Here is a 16,803-nt window from a genome sequence, read left to right on the forward strand (position 1 = left end):
CGGTCGGGCAACAGAACGGACTTGAGCAGGTCACCCGGGGTTTCGGCGGGCCGGGAGACGCGCCGCGGAAGGCGGGGCGCGGGAGCCCTACAGCGGCTGTTCCGGCCAGTTCAGCAGCCGCGCGCCCATCGCCGCCGTCTCCAGGGTGAAGCGCTGCAACGCGTCCGAGGGGTCGTAGCCCGTGAGCGCCTTGATCCGCTCCAGGCGGTAGCCGAGGGTGCGCACGCTCAGCCCCAGCCGACGCGCCGCCTCCGCGTTCACGTACGCCGCCTCCGCCTGCACCGCGATGGTGTCCAGCAGCGGACGGGCCCCGCCGCGCGCCTCGGTCAGCGGGCCGAGGACGCTGCGCACCAGGTCGGCCATCGCGGCCCGGTCGCGCATCAGCACCGGGAACACCAGCAGCTCCTCGGCCTTCAACTGGCAGGCCGACAGCCCCAGTCGCTGCGCGTAGTCCAGCGCGTCCAGCGCCTCGTCGTAACTGCGCAGCACCCCGCTCGCCCCCGAGTGCCGGCGGCCGGTCGCCACCCGCAGCACCGGCCGGTAGCCGGGCCCGGGGCGCAGCGTCAGTTCGGCGAAGGCCTCCAGCACGGCCCGCTCGGAGTCCGGGGCGATGCAGACCAGCCGGCCGTCCTTGCTGGCGAGCAGGACGTCCCGCTCGCCGAAGCGCCCGGTCAGCTCCCGCTCCACCCGGTGCAGCATCGGGTGCACGTCCGCGAACGGTTCGTCGCCCACCGCCACCGCCACCGTGTAGGCGCCCGCCAGCCGCAGCCCGAACCGCTCCGCGCGCTCGGCGAGCAGCCCCAGGTCGCTGCGGCCGTGCAGCAGGTCGTCGATGAACTCCCTTCGGGCCGCCTCCTCCTGACGGACCGCCAGGCGCTGGGACCGCTCGTGGCCCTCGCCCAGCGCGGCCAGCGCGGCGTCGGTGGCGGCCAGCACCGCGTCACCGGTCCGGCGCAGCTCGCCGACACTGCTCGCGGCGGCCGTCCCCGGCAGCGTCTGCCAGGCCCGCCGGGCCGCCGCCAGGCAGTGCGAGACCACCTCGCGCAGCCCGTAACCGGCCTCGGCGCACTGCTCGCCGAGCCGGCGCAGCGCCTCCAGCTCGTCCCGGCGGGGCAGGCGCCCGGTGCGGGAGGTGTCGGCGAGCAGGGCGAGGTACGCCTCGGCCAGCTCGTTCGGTATGTCGCACTCGTCCGTCTCGTTCACCGTTACTGCCAACCCCCGTGTGGCCTGCGATTTCGGCGCTGAACGTTATCAGGATCCATACGCCCGGGAGCCGTTCCCGCTACCGCTCGCGGAAGTGCAGCACGAAGCGCGCGCTGCTGCCGTCGATCCGGCGCCGGACGTACAGCGACGGCGTGCCGTCCGGCGTGCAGCTGACCCCCTCGCGGACCAGCAGCGGGGTGCCCGCCGGGACGCCCAGCAGCTCGGCGTCCGCGAGGTCCGCGCCGATCGCGCCGAAGGCCCGCCAGTCGTACTCCAGCTCCACCCCGGCGGCCCGGGCCAGGTCCAGCACCAGGTTCCCGGCGTGGCCGGGCCGTACCAGCTCGGCGGGCAGCGGACCGAACGGCACCCAGTAGCTGCACGCGGCCCGGGCCCGGCCGCCGAGGCGGATCACCGAGTCCAGCCGGTGCAGCTCGCCCGGCGCCCGGCCCAGCTGGCGGGCCGCCTCCTCGTCCTCGGCCGAGCCGGTCACCGGCGGGGCGGCCACCACGAACTCGCCGTCGCCGCGACCCCCCGCCGGCACGGCCTCGTGCACGCTGCCCAGGTCGAAGCGCTGGCTGCGCGGGTCCACCGCGATCGAGACCCGGACGGCGGGCGGGCGGACGAAGGTGCCCACGCCCCGGCGGATCTCCACCACCGCGGCCCGCTCCAGCTCCGCGACGGCCTGCCGCACGGTCAGCCGGTTCACGCCGAACTCGGCGCTCAGCTCCGGCTCGCTCGGCAGCCGGGCGCCTGCGGGGTAGCCGCCCGCGTCGATCCGGTCCTGGAGCCGGCGGGCCAGCCGGCGGTAGACCGGGGTGTTCGGGCTGTCGGGGGGAGTGCTCGGAAGGTTCTCGGGAGTGCTCGGGGGAGTGCCTGGGGGAGTGCCCGGGGGGTTCGTCGCCACGGACCGATCCTACGAAGCCGAGGGCCCCGCCCCGGGTCGCCGTGGCGGGCCGGCGGCGGTGGGATGGAGGGGTGCCCCGCGCCCGCCGGGGGAATTGGACATCTAGACGTCTAGATGTCCTACTGGACGTTCAGCCCTCCCGTGTGCGGCTTCACCGAAAGGCCCTCGCATGTCCCTGGTCAACTTCCGCGACTCCGCCGTCCTCAGCGACCCGGAGGGCCTGCTGATCCGCCCCGGCGTGCTGTACCGCTCCGCCCAGCCCTTCCCGGCCGCCGACGAGGCCGTCGTCGCCCAGCTGCGCGCCTGCGACATCCGCACCGTCGTCGACCTGCGCGACCCCCGCGAGACCCGGCCCGACGACTGGGCCGCCGCCGAGGCCGCCGGGATAGCCGTGGTCGCCGCCCCGGTGAACCCGGCCACCGACGCCCTCACCGCCCACATGGCGACCATGACCACCGCCGCCGACCTCGGCGAGTTCTACCTGCTGCTCGCCGAATCCGCCCCCGAGGCCGTCGCCGCCGCCGTCGAGGCCACCACCCGCCCCGGCGCCGTCCTGCTGCACTGCGCCGCCGGCAAGGACCGCACCGGCCTGCTCACCGCCCTGCTGCTCGACCTCCTCGGCGTCCCCGCCGACCGGATCGTCGAGGACTACGCCCGCACCGCCGAGGCCCTCCCGCAGATCTTCGCCAACCTCGCCGAGCGCCACCGCACCGCCCTCAACGACCGGGGCACCGCCACCCGCGTCACCGACTCCGAGGGCCGCACCCTCACCATCCCCGCCCCGCTGCTCCAGGCCCCGGCCGAGGCGATGTCGGTCTTCCTCGGCCACGTCCGCACCCGTCACGGCGGCGCCGAGGCCTTCCTCCCCGCCTGCGGCGTCCCGGCCGCCACCCTCGCGGCCTTCCGCAGCAAGGCGGCGGTGCCCGCAGCCCCCGCAGTCTGACGGGCCAGGGCCGGGGCCGGGGCCACCGGAGGGGGCGTCAGACGTCCCGGCGCCGCACCACGACCACCGTCACCGCCACCGAGACGACCGCCCACGCCCCCATGGTGATCCAGGAGTCCAGCACGCTCGGCGCCCACTTGCTGATCGTGGTCGAGGAGTCGGGGTTGTAGGTGAGCAGGTTGACGGTGTCCATCGGCAGGTGGGCGCCGATCTCGTGCAGCCAGCGGTAGCGGTCCCCGCCGAACATCAGCGGCAGGATGAAGAACAGCAGCACCAGGGAGACGATCGAGGCGGTGGCGTGCCGCAGCACGGCGCCCAGGGCCATCCCGATCAGCGCGCAGACCGGCACGATCAACGCGTAGGCGAGGACGGCCTGGAGGCTGACCCCTTCGGTGATGGAGAGCCCGACGTGCCGGGAGGCCAGCATCGCGTTGCCGCCGAAGAAGGACACCGTGGACACCACCGCCCCGGCCAGCGCGGTGATCCCGCCGACCAGCAGCACCTTGGCGGCGATCACCCCGCGCCGGTCGGGCACGGCCGCGAAGGTGGTGCGGATCATGCCGGTGGTGTACTCGCCGAACACGGTGATCGCGCCGAGGCTGCCGGCCGCGATCGCCATCAGGTAGCAGGCGGTGCTGCTGAGGCTGTGGTAGAGCGCGTCGTACCGGTACGGCGGGAAGCCGGGCATCGGCCGCGGCGGGTGGTCGATGTACGTCAGGTCGGAGTGGACGGCGTTCAGGTTGATCCCGATCGCGACCAGCGAGGCCAGCGCCAGCACCCAGTACGTCGACCGCAGCGAGCGCAGTTTGATCCACTCGGCGGCGAGCAGGTCGGTGAACCGGGGCGCGGGTTCCGTCGAGCGGGCGCTCTCGGTGCGGATCAGGGTCGTGGTGCTCATCGGCTCTCTCCTGCCAGGTACTCGACGCTGTCGGCGGTCAGGGACATGAACGCCGACTCCAGGGACGACGTCCGGGTCGCCAGCTCGTGCAGCACCACGCCGTGGCGCAGCGCGAGTTCACCGATCCGGGCCGCGGCCATCCCGGTGACGACACCGAACTGCGGCTCCGACAGGCCGACTTCGGCCCCCTCGGTGCGCAACATGGGCACCAGTTGGGCGAGTTCCGGTGCCCGGACGGCCACGCTCGACTCCGCGTACCGGGCCGAGAACTCACCCAGGCTCTCGTCGGCGATCAGCCGGCCGCGGCCGATCACCACCAGCCGGTCGGCGGTGTGCTCCATCTCGGCCATCATGTGGCTGGAGACGAAGACGGTGCGGCCCTCGTCCGCGAGGCGGCGGAACAGGCCGCGCACCCAGAGCACGCCCTCGGGGTCGAGGCCGTTGAGGGGCTCGTCGAAGAGCAGTACGGGCGGGTCGCCGAGCAGGGCCCCGGCGATGCCCAGGCGCTGCTTCATCCCCAGCGAGTAGCCGCCGATCCGCCGGTCCGCGGCCTTGCCGAGGCCGACCTCGGCGAGCACCTCGGCCACCCGGCCGAGCGGGATCCGGTTGCTGCGGGCCAGTGCGGACAGGTGGGCCCGGGCGCTGCGGCCGCCGTGCACGTCCCCGGCGTCCAGCAGGGCGCCGACGTGCCGCAGGCCGCGCGGGCGGCCGGCGAACGGCACCCCGTCGACGGTGACGGCGCCCGCGGTGGGGGTGTTGAGGCCCAGGACCATGCGCAGGGTGGTGGACTTGCCCGCGCCGTTGGGCCCCAGGAAGCCGGTGACGGTGCCCGGCCGGACGGTGAAGGTCAACTGGTCGACGGCCGTGGTGGCGCCGTACCGCTTGGTCAGTCGCTCGATCTCGATCACGGGGACAACGCTGCCGGTCGGGGGCGTGATCGGGCATCGGGCGGCGGGCCACAACCGGGAGCGGCGGCCCCCGCCCCGGGGATTACGCCCGCGGGCCGATGCGCCGTCCGACGGCCCGCCGCTACCATCGCGTCATGATCACCGAACCCCGCCCGCCGCTGCTCAGGCGCCTGCCCGCGGGCGTGTGGGTGGCGGCGTTCTGGACGTCCATCGTGGTGTTCCGGTTCTTCACCCGGGACAACGAGTTGAGCCACCTGTTCAATTACGACGGCAACACCGAGGACATGGCCCTGGTGGTCACCGCCGTGGTCACCACGCTGGTCGCCTTCCTGCTGGTGCGGCTGCCGCTGGCGGCGGTCGCGGTCGCGCTGGCGGGTGGCGTCTTCTCGCTCGGGATGTGGACGGTCACGGCGACCGCGCCGGTGCAGTTCCTGATCGCCGAGGCGGTGGTCGGCTACTGCGTGGTCACCCGCTCCCGCCTGCTCTCGACGATCGCGGTGGCGATGCCGCTGACCGTGCTCGCCACGCTGTTCGCCTGGGGCGCCGTCAACGGCTACCCGGTGAACCCGTACGCCTACCTGGGCATCGCCGCGACCGTCCTGATCGCCTGGCTGATCGGCAACACCGTCCGCCAGGGCCGCGCCCACACCGAGGCGCTGCGCGGCCGCGCCGCCGAGCAGGCCGTCACCGCCGAACGGCTGCGGATCGCCCGCGAGTTGCACGACATGGTGGCCCACAACATCGGCATCATCGCGATCCAGGCGGGCATGGGCAGCCGGGTCATGGACACCCAGCCCGCCGAGACCCGCAACGCGCTGAACGCCATCGAGGCCACCAGCCGGGAGACCCTGGCCGGGCTGCGCCGGATGCTCGGCGCGCTGCGGCAGGGCGAGGGCGAGTCCGCACCGCTCGAAGTGGCGCCCGGGCTGGACGAGTTGGAGCGGATGCGGGAGAAGGCGGCCGGCGCCGGGGTGCGGGTCGCGCTCAGCCGCAGCGGCGAGGCCCGGGCGCTGCCGCCCGAGGTGGACCTCGCCGCCTACCGGATCGTCCAGGAGGCGGTCACCAACGTGGTCAAGCACTCCGGCACCCGGGACTGCCACGTCACCGTCGCGTACGCGCCCGAGCACCTCGCCGTCACCGTCGTCGACCTCGGCGCCGGCACGCCCACGGCCACCCCCGGCACCGGCTACGGCCTGGCCGGGATGCGCGAGCGGGTCGCCCTGCTGGACGGCGAGTTCAGCGCCGGCCCGCGCCCCGGCGGCGGCTTCCGGGTGGCCGCCCTGCTGCCGCTCCCGGCCGTGCCCGCCGGGAGCCCCGAACCGACCCCCCTGGAGGTGGGACCGTGATCCGCGTCGTCCTGGTCGACGACCAGCCGCTGATCCGCACCGGCCTGCGCGTGCTCATCGCCGACGCCCCCGACCTGGAGGTGGTCGGCGAGGCCGGCAACGGCGCCGAGGCCGTCGACGTGGTCGCCCGACTGCGCCCGGACGTCGCCGTGATGGACATCCGGATGCCCGGCATGGACGGCATCGAGGCCACCCGCCGGATCCTCGCCGACCCGGACCTGCCCACCCACGTGCTGGTCCTGACCACCTTCGACGACGACGACTACGTGTACGGCGCGCTGCGCGCCGGGGCGAGCGGCTTCCTGGTCAAGGACCTCGCCCTGGAGACCATCCTGGACGGCGTCCGGGTGGTCGCCGCCGGGGACGCCCTGCTCGCGCCGGGCATCACCCGCCGGCTGATCGGCGAGTTCGCCGCCCGCCCGGACACGGCCGCCCGGCCGCGGACGTCCGCCGAGGGCATCACCGGGCGCGAACGCGAGGTGCTCACCCTGGTCGGCCGCGGCCTGTCCAACACGGAGATCGCCGAGGAACTCACCATCAGCGTGGCCACCGCCAAGGCGCACGTCGCCCGGCTGTTCACCAAGCTGGGCGCCCGGGACCGGGTCCACCTGGTCATCCACGCCTACGAGTTCGGGCTCGTCGCGCCCTCGTGACGGTGCCGCCCCGGTGGCCGGCCCCGGACAGCGCGAAGCGCCGGGGCGGGCCCGCACAGCCCGCCCCGGCGCTTCCCCCGTACCGGATCGTCAGGGCACAAGACCCCTCCGGCCCGTCCGATCCGTCGGTCCCGTCAGCTCCCGAGCTGCCCCACGCTGCTCGGGGGACGGCGTTCGGAGGTGTTCAGGCGACGTCGGTCGGTCCCCGACCGCTCAGTGCCCGACCGCTCAGTGGACGATCGCGTGCGAGATCTGGCACCCGCTGACCGCGTTCGACCAGGTCCCCTGCATCGCGAACGAGCCGGTCGCGAAGGCCACGTTCTGCGAGCCGCCGGTGCCGCCGACGCCCTTCCAGGCGCACTTGTCGGCGTTCTCCGAGCCGGAGGAGTCGGTCCAGCCGCCGGCCGGGTTCTGGTCGGTGACCGTCTCCGCGTACTCGTGGCCGAACACCATGGTCACGCCGTCCAGCAGGCCCGCACTGCCGCTGTTGACGTAGTTCTGGCCGCAGGAGGTGCCCATGTCGGTCACGTACGGGTCGTTGCTGAACGCCACGTCGCCGTAGGGGGAGGTGGCCGCGCCGCCGGTCAGCGTGGTGTCGCCGTTCCAGTCGTGCCAGGCGCAGAAGTTGCCGGTCGAGGTGTTGAACCCGTCCGGGTGGGTGCCGGTCGGCGAGAGCACCACGTACTGCACGTTGCGGTTGGCGGCCGCGGTGGTGTTGCCGAAGTGCCCGGCGGCCTTGATGGCCTCGTTGGCGATCTGGTTGCCGGTGGCCTGGCCCGGGGCGGTGGCCGAGTTGTCCACCCAGACCCCGGCCAGCGCGCCGCCGGTCGGGTAGCCGACGTGCGCGGCGGTGGAGCCGCAGGTGGTGGCGCCCTTGGCGACGCCCTCGCAGTACTGGGTCATGACGCCGGACCAGGTCTCGCTGTTGGTGCCGAGGCCCTTGTACAGCTGCTGCGCCCGGACGGCCTCGCCGGACGGGTCGCCGGACAGGGTGGTGTAGCCGTTGGCGTCGGTGCCCGCGGTGCCCCACTGGGAGCCCCAGAAGACCACGTACACCTTCGGGGCGCCGGTGGTGACGCCGATGCCGTCGACCCCGCCGCCGTACTTGAGGTTGGTGGTGCGGCTCGCGGCCGCGGAGGCGGCGTTGGCGTGCTCGGCGGCCTCCTTGGTCGGGACGGTGCCGTGCCGGTACGGGTGGGACTGCCCGGCGAACTCGCTGCCCGGCTGGTCGGCCTGGGCGGCCGGCGCGGCGGCGAAGCCGGTGGCGGCCAGCGCCAGCGCGCTGAGCCCGGTCAGGGCCCGGACCCGTGCCCGGCGGGAAGTGGGGGAGATGCCCATCGTGAGGGTTCCTCTCTCATGCCGACCGCACGCCGGTGGGGGCGCGGCGACACCGTGGGGGACAAAGGGGGAGGAGCGACGACGGCAGGCCGGTGTCCACCGACCGCCCGTCAGGGACGGTCGGTGAAACGGGGATGGGGGACCGGTTCACTGCCGACGGCGGGAAGCAAAGCACCGCCGCGGAAACCGGGTCAACGACGCCGGGAGTAAGACCAGCCCCAAGAGCGGCCCCGGACGAGGTATTGAACGTCAAAAACCCGCAGTTGACAGGTGGTTGACGCGCTTGACGAAGACATGCCTCAACAGTTGAAGGGGCCTTCTACACCGTATGGCGGCCCGCCCCGGCCCGGCCCGCCGTCCGGCTCAGCGCTGCGCGCCCTCGACCTCCGGGTCTTCCGTGCCCTGGACGTCGGTGCCCTGGACGTCCGCGCTCTGGAGCTCCGTGCCCCGGACCTCCGTGATGCGCATGATCCGCCCGTGCGAGTCCAGCACGACGTCGTAGGCGTTGCCGTGGCAGCCGTACGGATCGGCCGGGTCGCGTTCGGCCAGGCAGTCGTTGAGGTGGGTGACCAGTTCGTCCAGGTGGACGGGCCGCGCGCTCTCCCCGCGCGGGCGGTCGATCAGGGTGGCGGTGACGCCGGCCGCCGCGAAGCCGTAGTGGACGGGCGAGCCGGTGGCCTCGTAGCGGGGCGGGGTGCAGGCGAACCGGGCGGGCTGGGCGGTGAGTTCGGCCGGGTCGGCGGCGACCACGACCAGCACCTGGTGGCCGGGCCGCAGGGCGGGCGCGGTGCACTCCGGGGCGGGGTCGACGGGCGCGCCCGGGGCGGCGGCGACGGTGCCCGCGGCGGTGCCGGTGGCGGCGTAGGCCTCCTCGTCGGCGAAGTCGTCGTCGCCGTCCAGCAGCGGGTCGTCCAGGCCCTCGTCGGCGAGGGCCTCGGCCGAGGAGGCGGCGGTCACCGTCGGGCGGGAGTCCGCGGGGGTGCAGCCGGTGAGTCCGGCCAGGGTGAGTCCGGTCAGGGCGGCGGCGGCGAGGAGGGTACGGGGCACGGCCATGACACAAGTCTCCCCGGGCGGCGGCGGTGGTCGGTACCCGGGTACCACGAGCGGCGCGCACCGTACGGTTCCCGCCCCCGCCGGACGTGCGGGTCCGGTGGGGGCGGGAGGTTCAGGGGGCAGGCGTCAGGTGTCGGACGCCAGGGGCGAGGCGCCAGGCGCCAGGTGTCAGACCGTGACCGCCGGCTGCGCCTCGTACGCCCCGCGCACCCGCGCCTGCGCGGCCGCGTCCACGCCCAGGTGGTCCAGCCCGAGCAGCGCGGCGCCCAGCACCGGCGGCGCGACGACCACCCGCGGCTCGGCCAGCGGCGCGGCCCGGGCCAGCCGCTCCCTCAGGTTGTCGAGCAGCAGCGGCTGCCGGGAGGCGAGCACCCCGCCGCCGAGCACCACCGGGGTGGCGGAGTCCAGCAGGTCCAGCCGGCCGAGGGCGACCACGGCCAGCCGGACGATCTCGTCGGCCTGCCGGTCGATCAGCTCCCGGGCGACGGCGTCCCCGTCGTTCGCGACCGCGAACAGCACCCGGACGATCTCGTGCAGCCGGCTGGCCGGCAGGTGCCCGAGGTGGACGGCCTCGGCGACGGCCCCGGCGCTGGACAGGCCGAAGTGCTCGGCGATGGCCGCGGCGAGGCCGGTGGGCCCGCCGCGCCCGTCCTCCGCGCGGACGGCGTGCCACATGCTGCTGGCGGCCAGTCCGCCGCCGCCGCCCCAGTCGCCGGTGAGCTCGCCGAGGGCCGGGAAGCGGGCGGTGCGCCCGTCCGGCAGCAGCCCGACGCAGTTGATCCCGGCACCGCAGACCACCGCGACCCCGCGCGGGCCGTCGGTGCCGGCCCGCAGCAGGCCGAAGGTGTCGTTGACGACGGTGTTGCTGAGCCCCCACGGGTGCGATTCCAGGGCTGCGCGCAGCGCCTCCTCCTCCACCGGGAGGTCGGCGTTGGCCAGGCAGGCGCTGACGTGGCTGGTCAGCACGCCGCGGAAGGACGGGAATCCGGCCGCCGCGGCGGCCTCCTCGACCAGCGGGGCGAGGCCCGCGACGGCCGCCGCGCCGCCGATCTTCTGCGGGGCGAAGCCGCCGCCGCGGGCGGTCCCGCGGACGGTGCCGTCGGCGCCGATCAGGGCGACGTCGGTCTTGGAGTTGCCCGCGTCGATGGCGAGGACGCCGGGCAGGAGTGGTTCGGGCTGGTGGGTCATCAGGTCCCCGCGGCTCGTACGTGGCCCGGCCGCGAGCTCCGGCCGGGGACCGGGCCCCCACGCGGGGGGCCCGGTGAGGGCTCTCAGGCCCAGGAGAGGTGCTCGCGGTTGTGGGCGAGCAGCCGGTCCGTGAGCCGGTCGGCGAGTTCGATCTGGCCGACCAGCGGGTGCGCGAGCAGGGCGTCGAAGACCCGGTCGCGGCCGCCGCGCAGGGCGGCGTCGAGCGCGAGGTGCTCGTACGAGGTGACGGCGGCGACCAGGCCGGCGAACAGCGGCTCGACCGGCCGTTGCGGCAGCGGCCGCACGCCGCGGGCGTCCACCTCGGCGGGCACCTCGATGACGGCGTCGTCCGGCAGGAACGGCAGCACCCCGTCGTTGCGGGTGTTGACGACCTGGACGGAGGTCCCGCCGCCGGTGCCGAGCAGGGCGGCGATCAGCTGGACGGCGGCCTCCGAGTAGAAGGCCCCGCCGCGCTTGCCGAGCAGTTCCGGCTTGGTGTCGAGGGCCGGGTCGGCGTACAGCTCCAGCAACTGCCGTTCGATCTCGGCGACCTGGGCGGCCCGCGAGCCCTGCACCCTGAGCTCCTCGACCACCGCGTCGTGCTGGTAGAAGTAGCGCAGGTAGTAGGAGGGCACCACGCCGAGCCGCTGCACGAAGGCCTGCGGCAGGTGGAGGTCCTCGGCGATCTCCTTGCCGAAGTCCCGCAGCAGTTCCGGCAGCACCTCGCGGCCGCCGGCGGCCCCCGGGCCGTCCAGCAGGGTGACCCCGCGCTCCCAGGTGAGGTGGTTGAGCCCGACGTGGTCCAGCCGGACCAGCTCCGGGTCCACCCCCAGGTGCCCGGCGAACTTGCGCTGGAAGCCGATGGCGACGTTGCACAGCCCGACGGCCTTGTGCCCGGCGCTCTGCAGGGCCCGGGTGACGATGCCGACCGGGTTGGTGAAGTCGACGATCCAGGCGTCCGGGTTGGTGCGGCGGACCTGCTCGGCGATGTCCAGGACGACCGGCACGGTGCGCAGCGCCTTGGCGAGCCCGCCCGCGCCGGTGGTCTCCTGGCCGACGCAGCCGCACTCCAGCGGCCAGGTCTCGTCCTGGTCGCGCGCGGCCTGGCCGCCGACCCGCAGCTGGAGCAGGACGGCGTCGGCGTCGGCGACGCCCGCCGCCAGGTCGGTGGTGACGGTGACGGTGGCGGAGTGGCCCTGCTTGGCGAAGATCCGCCGGGCCAGTCCGCCGATCAGCTCCAGCCGTTCGGCGGCCGGGTCGATCAGGACCAGTTCGCCGACCGGAAGGGTGTCGCGCAGCCGGGCGAAGCCGTCGATCAGCTCCGGGGTGTACGTCGAACCGCCGCCGACGATGGCCAACTTGAGTGCGGACATCAGCCCTTGACCCCTGTCAGTGTCACGCCTTCGATGAAGGCCTTCTGTGCGAAGAAGAAGAGGACGATCACCGGTGCCATCACCAGCAGGGTGGCGGCCATGGTGAGGTTCCAGTTGGTGTGGTGAGCGGCCTTGAACGACTCCAGGCCGTAACTGAGCGTCCAGGCCTGCTGGTTGTTGCTGGCGTAGATCTGCGGGCCGAAGTAGTCGTTCCAGCAGTAGAAGAACTGGAACAGGGCGACGGCGGCGATGGCCGGCTTGGCCATCGGCAGCACGACCCGCAGCAGGGTGCGCAGGTCGCCGCAGCCGTCGATCCGGGCGGCCTCCAGGTACTCCTTGGGGATGGTCAGCAGGAACTGGCGCAGCAGGAAGATCGAGAAGGCGTCGCCGAAGGCCATCGGGATGATCAGCGGCCAGAGCGAGCCGCCGAGGCCCAGCTGCTTGGTCCAGAACAGGAACATCGGGATGACGGTGACCTGCGGCGGCAGCATCATCATCGCGATGACGGCCATCAGGGCCAGGTTGCGGCCGCGGAAGCGGAACTTGGCGAGCGCGTAGGCGACCGGCAGGCTGGAGACGACGGTCAGCAGGGTGCCGGCGCAGGCGTACACCAGGGTGTTGCGCCACCAGGTGAGGAAGCCGGGGGTGTGCCAGACCTGGCCGTAGTTGCCCCAGTTCCAGGAGGTGGGCCAGTAGTCGGTGGTGAGCGCCTGCTGGTCGTTCATCACCGAGGTGAGGAAGACGAAGACGAAGGGCAGCAGGAAGAACAGCGCGGCGGCGATCGCCAGCGAGTGCACCGCCACCCAGTTGAGGAGCGCGCGGCGCCGGGCGGCGCGGGCGGCCGCGGTGCCGGTGCGGGAGGCGCCCGCGGGGGGCTTCGGGAGCGTGGAGCTGAGAGTCATGGTCGGGTCCTCACTGTCCGCTAGTCGTCGCTCGCCATGAAGCCGGACTTGCGGCGGAGCAGGATCGAGGTGACGGCCATCGAGATGACGAACAGCACCATCGCGACGGCGCAGGCCGCACCGTAGTTGAAGCGCTGGAAGCCGAGGTTGTAGACCATCTGGGGCAGGGTCCAGGTGGAGCCCTGGGGGTAGCCGGGTTCGAACTGCTGGCCGGAGTTGCCCGCGATGCCGCTGGCGACCTTCCCGGCGACGATCGCCTGGGTGTAGTACTGCATGGTCTGGATGACCCCGGTGACCACCGCGAACATGATGATCGGCGAGATGTTCGGCAGCGTGACGTACCGGAACCGCTGGAACGGGCCGGCGCCGTCCAGTTCGGCCGCCTCGTACTGCTCCTTGGGGACGTCCAGCAGCGAGGCCATGAAGATGACCATCAGGTCGCCGATGCCCCACATGGCGAGCAGGGTGAGCGCGGGCTTGGACCAGTCCGGGTCGGCGAACCAGCCGGGCTGCGGCAGGCCGAGCTCGCCCAGCAGGTGGTTCAGCGGGCCGGTGCCCGGGTTGAGCAGGAAGGCGAAGGCGACGGTGGCGGCCACCGGCGGGGCCAGGTACGGCAGGTAGAAGACGGTGCGGAAGAAGCCCGCGCCGGTCTTGACCTTGGTGATCAGCATCCCGATGCCGAGCCCGAAGGCGACCCGCAGCGACACCATGATCAGCACCAGCCACAGGGTGTTGCGCAGGCCCTGCCAGAAGGTCGGCAGCTGGTTGAGGACGTAGTCCCAGTTCTTGAGGCCGTTGAAGGTCGCGGCGCCGATGCCGTTGTACCGGGTGAAGGAGAAGTAGGCGGTGGAGACCAGCGGGTAGACGAAGAAGACGCTGAACCCGATCAGCCAGGGGGAGAGGAAGGCGAGGGTGCGGGCCGCCTCCCGGCGGCGCTTCCGGCGCAGCAGCTGCTGCGTGGAGGGCGTCGCCGGGTCGGTGGTCGCGGCGCCCTTGCGGGTGCCGAACGCGATTGACATGGGGTGCTCCGTGGACCGTTCCCGCTACTTCGCCTGGGCGATGTCGGTGTCGACCTGCTTGGCCGTGGCGGCGAGGCCCGCCTTGAGGTCGGTCTGCTTGCCGGACTCGTAGTCGTAGCCGAGGTTCTGCAGCGAGACGATGTAGGCGCCGCCGTTGACGCTGGCCGGGGTGGTGCCCGAGTTCGGGTTCTTGGCGACGTCCAGGAAGGTCTTGAAGTTCGGGTCGCTGACCAGCTTCGGCGAGCTCAGCGCGTCGAAGGTGCTCGGCACGTTGTGGATGGCGTTGGCGAAGTTGACCACGGCGTCCGTGTCGGTGGTCAGGAACTTCACGAACTCCCAGGCCGCGGTCTGCTTCTTGCTGGTGCTGGCGATGCCGACGATGGTGCCGGTCTGGTAGCCGCGGCCGTAGGTGTCGGCCTGGTCGTCCGGCACCGGGAACGGCGCGGTGGCCCAGTCGAAGTCGGGCTTGTTCTCGGCGAGCGAGGCGGTCCGCCACTCACCGTCGATGGCCATCGCGACCTGACCGGTGTGGAAGGGGTTCTTGGCGCTGAACTCCTCGCCGAAGGTGGCGCGGTACTTCTCCAGCTTGGCGTAGCCGCCGAGCTGGTCGACCATGCCCTTCTGCCAGTCGAGCATCGCGGCGACCTTGGGGTCGGCGGCCAGGTTCGACTTGCCGTCGGCGCCGAAGTAGGTGGCGCCGTACTGGCCGAGGAAGTGCTCGGTGGTGGACTCGTAGCCGTGGTACAGCGGCATGAAGCCGAGCTGCTTGTACGAGTCGCCGTCGGCGAGCGTCAGCGCCTTGGCGTCCGCGGCGAACTCGCTGAAGGTCTTCGGCGGCGCGGAGATGCCGGCCGCGGCGAAGGCCTTCTTGTTGTAGTACAGGCCGTACGCGTCGCCGAGCAGCGGCAGCGAGCACTGGTTGCCCTGGAACTGGGTGTAGTTGAGCATCGCGGCCGGGAAGGTCTTGGCCGCGTCGATGCCGCTCTTCTGCAGCTGGGGCTTGAGGTCGACGAACGCCTTCGTCGAGCAGAACATGCCGACGTTGTTGGTGGTGAAGGAGGACACCACGTCCGGCGCGTCGTCCCCGCCGGCCCGCAGGGCCTGGTTGACCTTGTCGTCCGCGACGTTGCCGACCGGCTTGACGTGGATGTTGGGGTGGGCCTTCTCGAAGGCGGCGATGGTGTCGTTGATCGCCTTCACCTCGTTGTCCTGGCTCCAGCCGTGCCAGAAGGTGATGGTGACGTCCTTGCCGCTGGCGGAGTCGTCGTTGCCGCCGGACTCGCTGGAACCGGTGCAGGCGGAGGCGAGCAGGGCCAGGACGGCGCTGCCGGCGACGGCGGCGACGGTGCGGCGGCCTCTGCGGGAGGGGGTGGCGTGCACTTCGAGGTCCTCCTGGGGGTGCGCGGACAGGCGTCATTGCCTCGGGGCCCGCGTAGGGGTTGGGGGAGAGGTGGGTGCAGGGCGTCTTGGGGAGCGGGAGCAGGGAAGCGGGGGGAGCGGGGGAGCGGGGAGCGCTAGTGGGTGGAGAAGACCGCCTCACGGGCGTCCGTGAGGGCCCGTTGCAGGGCGCCGAGCAGGACGGGCGAGCCGGACAGGGCACTGCTGCGGATCTCCGGCCGGGCGTGGCAGACCCGGGCCAGTTCGTCCTCGACGAGCGCGCGCAGGCGTTCGCCGCCCGCGTTCGGCACCGCGCCGGAGAGGACCACCAGCTGGGGGTCGACCACGGCGACGATCACGGACAGCCCGACGGCGAGCCGCCCGGCCAGTTCGGTGAGGAACGCGTCGCCGGCACCCGGGGTCTCCAGGGCCTTGGCGACCGACTCCTCGGCGGTGGGCGCGCCGAGCCCGTGCTCGCGGGCCAGGGTCCGGACGGCGACCGCCCCGACCTGGTCCTGGAAGCCGCCGAACTTGCGGCGGCGGGCGTCCCACTCGACCGGCGAGCCGGGCACCGGCATGTAGCCGACCTCCCCGGCGCCGCCGGTGAAGCCGCGGTGCAGCCGCCCGGCGATCACGACCGCGGCGCCGACCCCCGACTCGGCCCAGAGCAGCACGAAGTCCTCGAAGCCGGCCGCCGCACCGGAGACCTGCTCGGCGACCGCGGCCAGGTTCACGTCGTTCTCGATCGACACCGGCGCGCCGATCGCCCCGGTCAGCTCCTCCACCAGCCGCGGCGAGTGCCAACCGGGCAGGTGCGAGGCGTAGCGCAGCTTTCCGGTGACCGGGTCCGGCGCACCGCCGAGCCCGATCGCGACCGTCCGCAGACCCCCCGCGGGCACCCCGGCGGCGCGCACCGCCTCGGCGACGGCCGCGGCCACCCGCGGCACCGTCCCGGCGGCCGGGACGCCCTTGGTCGACACGGTGTGCTCGGTCAGCGTGTTGCCGGTGATGTCGGCGACGGCGACCCGGATCCCGCTGTTGGTGACGTCCAGCCCGGCCACGTACCCGGCCGCCGGATTCACCTGGTACAGCTGCGCGTTGGGCCCCGGCCCACCCTCCGTCGTCCCGACCGGCAGCACCAGCCCGGCCGCCTCCAGCCGGGACAGCAACTGCGAGGCCGTCGGCTTCGACAACCCGGTCAACGCGCCGATCTGCGTCCGGGACAACGGCCCGTTCTCCAGCAGCAGTTCCAGCGCGGCCCGGTCGTTGATGGCGCGCAACAGGCTCGGCGTACCGGCGAGTGGAGCCTTGGCGGTGCTCTTGGTCATGCCGGGATCCTCCCCTTCCGCCGCCCCTGCGTGAACTGTTAGGAAACTTTCCAGTCGCTCGGAACAGGACCGTACGATCCCCGTCAGCACAGTGTCAATGCCCCCCACACCCTCGGATGCCGAAGCGTTACCGGACCCACGGCGGGCCCCGCCCCCACCCAACCGGGGGCGGGACTCCTGAAGAAGAGGGGATTGCGGTGTGGCCCCTCGGCGCACCGAGAGACGACACCAATGGAAACGAAGTGAAATGGGGGAGGTCGTCTTTCGGGCTCTCGCTGGATCGTTGAGGGCTTCCTTGAATTGCTTGCGGTGCCCCTCGGCAGGCCCAGGGGCACCCCAAGAAAAACCCCATATCAGCAGAAGGGGGTCA

General features: G+C 73.1%; 15 protein-coding genes. 3 read left to right on the forward strand and 12 right to left on the reverse strand.

Annotated features, from left to right (window positions below):
• Positions 1-87: 87 nt before the first annotated feature.
• Together ACFXOZ_RS14655 and ACFXOZ_RS14660 are read right to left on the reverse strand one after the other, a co-directional pair.
• Positions 88-1,203, reverse strand: coding sequence for a PucR family transcriptional regulator (locus ACFXOZ_RS14655; RefSeq protein ID WP_380523240.1), 1,116 nt, complete (start codon positions 1,201-1,203; stop codon positions 88-90).
• Between the two features lie 79 nt (positions 1,204-1,282).
• Positions 1,283-2,107: a GntR family transcriptional regulator gene (locus ACFXOZ_RS14660; RefSeq protein ID WP_380590444.1), complete on the reverse strand. Its 825-nt coding sequence runs from the start codon at positions 2,105-2,107 to the stop codon at positions 1,283-1,285.
• Between the two features lie 169 nt (positions 2,108-2,276).
• Here ACFXOZ_RS14660 and ACFXOZ_RS14665 point away from each other — a divergent pair, with 169 nt between their 5' ends.
• Entirely contained in the window at positions 2,277-3,050 is a 774-nt protein-coding gene (locus ACFXOZ_RS14665; protein ID WP_380523238.1) for a tyrosine-protein phosphatase, read from the forward strand.
• A 37-nt stretch (positions 3,051-3,087) separates the two neighbouring features.
• On the opposite strand, the gene ACFXOZ_RS14670 is transcribed toward ACFXOZ_RS14665, so the two are convergent.
• Both ACFXOZ_RS14670 and ACFXOZ_RS14675 read right to left on the reverse strand, forming a co-directional pair.
• Entirely contained in the window at positions 3,088-3,948 is an 861-nt protein-coding gene (locus ACFXOZ_RS14670; protein ID WP_380523237.1) for an ABC transporter permease subunit, read from the reverse strand.
• Positions 3,945-4,856, reverse strand: coding sequence for an ABC transporter ATP-binding protein (locus ACFXOZ_RS14675; RefSeq protein WP_380590447.1), 912 nt, complete (start codon positions 4,854-4,856; stop codon positions 3,945-3,947). Before ACFXOZ_RS14675 ends, ACFXOZ_RS14670 begins: the two co-directional genes overlap by 4 nt.
• Positions 4,857-4,990: 134 nt before the next feature.
• On the opposite strand from ACFXOZ_RS14675, the gene ACFXOZ_RS14680 reads away from it, so the two are divergent.
• Positions 4,991-6,202: a sensor histidine kinase gene (locus ACFXOZ_RS14680; RefSeq protein ID WP_380523235.1), complete on the forward strand. Its 1,212-nt coding sequence runs from the start codon at positions 4,991-4,993 to the stop codon at positions 6,200-6,202.
• On the forward strand, positions 6,199-6,855 hold the full coding sequence (locus ACFXOZ_RS14685; RefSeq protein ID WP_380407619.1) for a response regulator: 657 nt from the start codon (positions 6,199-6,201) through the stop codon (positions 6,853-6,855). Before ACFXOZ_RS14680 ends, ACFXOZ_RS14685 begins: the two co-directional genes overlap by 4 nt.
• A gap of 228 nt (positions 6,856-7,083) precedes the next feature.
• On the opposite strand, the gene ACFXOZ_RS14690 is transcribed toward ACFXOZ_RS14685, so the two are convergent.
• From ACFXOZ_RS14690 to ACFXOZ_RS14725, 8 genes are all read right to left on the reverse strand, one after another.
• Positions 7,084-8,193 (reverse strand): hypothetical protein, encoded by a 1,110-nt coding sequence (locus ACFXOZ_RS14690; RefSeq protein WP_380523234.1) that lies wholly within the window; start codon positions 8,191-8,193, stop codon positions 7,084-7,086.
• 363 nt (positions 8,194-8,556) lie between these two features.
• The gene (locus ACFXOZ_RS14695; protein ID WP_380590450.1) at positions 8,557-9,246 is read right to left on the reverse strand and encodes a hypothetical protein; all 690 of its coding nucleotides are present in this window, start codon (positions 9,244-9,246) and stop codon (positions 8,557-8,559) included.
• Positions 9,247-9,414: 168 nt separating this feature from the next.
• The gene (locus tag ACFXOZ_RS14700; protein WP_380590453.1) at positions 9,415-10,434 is read right to left on the reverse strand and encodes an N-acetylglucosamine kinase; all 1,020 of its coding nucleotides are present in this window, start codon (positions 10,432-10,434) and stop codon (positions 9,415-9,417) included.
• A gap of 83 nt (positions 10,435-10,517) precedes the next feature.
• Positions 10,518-11,807, reverse strand: coding sequence for a 6-phospho-beta-glucosidase (locus ACFXOZ_RS14705; protein WP_375888251.1), 1,290 nt, complete (start codon positions 11,805-11,807; stop codon positions 10,518-10,520).
• Complete coding sequence (locus tag ACFXOZ_RS14710; RefSeq protein WP_375888253.1) at positions 11,807-12,709, reverse strand: carbohydrate ABC transporter permease; 903 nt, start codon at positions 12,707-12,709, stop codon at positions 11,807-11,809. Before ACFXOZ_RS14710 ends, ACFXOZ_RS14705 begins: the two co-directional genes overlap by 1 nt.
• Positions 12,710-12,729: 20 nt before the next feature.
• Positions 12,730-13,728, reverse strand: coding sequence for a carbohydrate ABC transporter permease (locus ACFXOZ_RS14715; RefSeq protein WP_375888255.1), 999 nt, complete (start codon positions 13,726-13,728; stop codon positions 12,730-12,732).
• Positions 13,729-13,752: 24 nt separating this feature from the next.
• Positions 13,753-15,108: an ABC transporter substrate-binding protein gene (locus tag ACFXOZ_RS14720; protein WP_375888257.1), complete on the reverse strand. Its 1,356-nt coding sequence runs from the start codon at positions 15,106-15,108 to the stop codon at positions 13,753-13,755.
• 134 nt (positions 15,109-15,242) lie between these two features.
• Complete coding sequence (locus tag ACFXOZ_RS14725) at positions 15,243-16,433, reverse strand: ROK family transcriptional regulator (protein WP_375888260.1); 1,191 nt, start codon at positions 16,431-16,433, stop codon at positions 15,243-15,245.
• Positions 16,434-16,803: the final 370 nt, after the last annotated feature.

Source organism: Kitasatospora sp. NPDC059160, assembly GCF_042755465.1.
Lineage (GTDB): Bacteria > Actinomycetota > Actinomycetes > Streptomycetales > Streptomycetaceae > Kitasatospora.

What these genes read in the sequence shown, in the direction of transcription:
- ACFXOZ_RS14670 (WP_380523237.1), bottom strand. Translation starts at nt 3,948, where the DNA reads ATGAGCACCACGACCCTGATCCGCACCGAGAGCGCCCGCTCGACGGAA.
- ACFXOZ_RS14715 (WP_375888255.1), bottom strand. Translation starts at nt 13,728, where the DNA reads ATGTCAATCGCGTTCGGCACCCGCAAGGGCGCCGCGACCACCGACCCG.
- ACFXOZ_RS14665 (WP_380523238.1), top strand. Translation starts at nt 2,277, where the DNA reads ATGTCCCTGGTCAACTTCCGCGACTCCGCCGTCCTCAGCGACCCGGAG.
- ACFXOZ_RS14700 (WP_380590453.1), bottom strand. Translation starts at nt 10,434, where the DNA reads ATGACCCACCAGCCCGAACCACTCCTGCCCGGCGTCCTCGCCATCGAC.
- ACFXOZ_RS14695 (WP_380590450.1), bottom strand. Translation starts at nt 9,246, where the DNA reads ATGGCCGTGCCCCGTACCCTCCTCGCCGCCGCCGCCCTGACCGGACTC.
- ACFXOZ_RS14725 (WP_375888260.1), bottom strand. Translation starts at nt 16,433, where the DNA reads ATGACCAAGAGCACCGCCAAGGCTCCACTCGCCGGTACGCCGAGCCTG.
- ACFXOZ_RS14705 (WP_375888251.1), bottom strand. Translation starts at nt 11,807, where the DNA reads ATGTCCGCACTCAAGTTGGCCATCGTCGGCGGCGGTTCGACGTACACC.
- ACFXOZ_RS14690 (WP_380523234.1), bottom strand. Translation starts at nt 8,193, where the DNA reads ATGGGCATCTCCCCCACTTCCCGCCGGGCACGGGTCCGGGCCCTGACC.
- ACFXOZ_RS14710 (WP_375888253.1), bottom strand. Translation starts at nt 12,709, where the DNA reads ATGACTCTCAGCTCCACGCTCCCGAAGCCCCCCGCGGGCGCCTCCCGC.
- ACFXOZ_RS14680 (WP_380523235.1), top strand. Translation starts at nt 4,991, where the DNA reads ATGATCACCGAACCCCGCCCGCCGCTGCTCAGGCGCCTGCCCGCGGGC.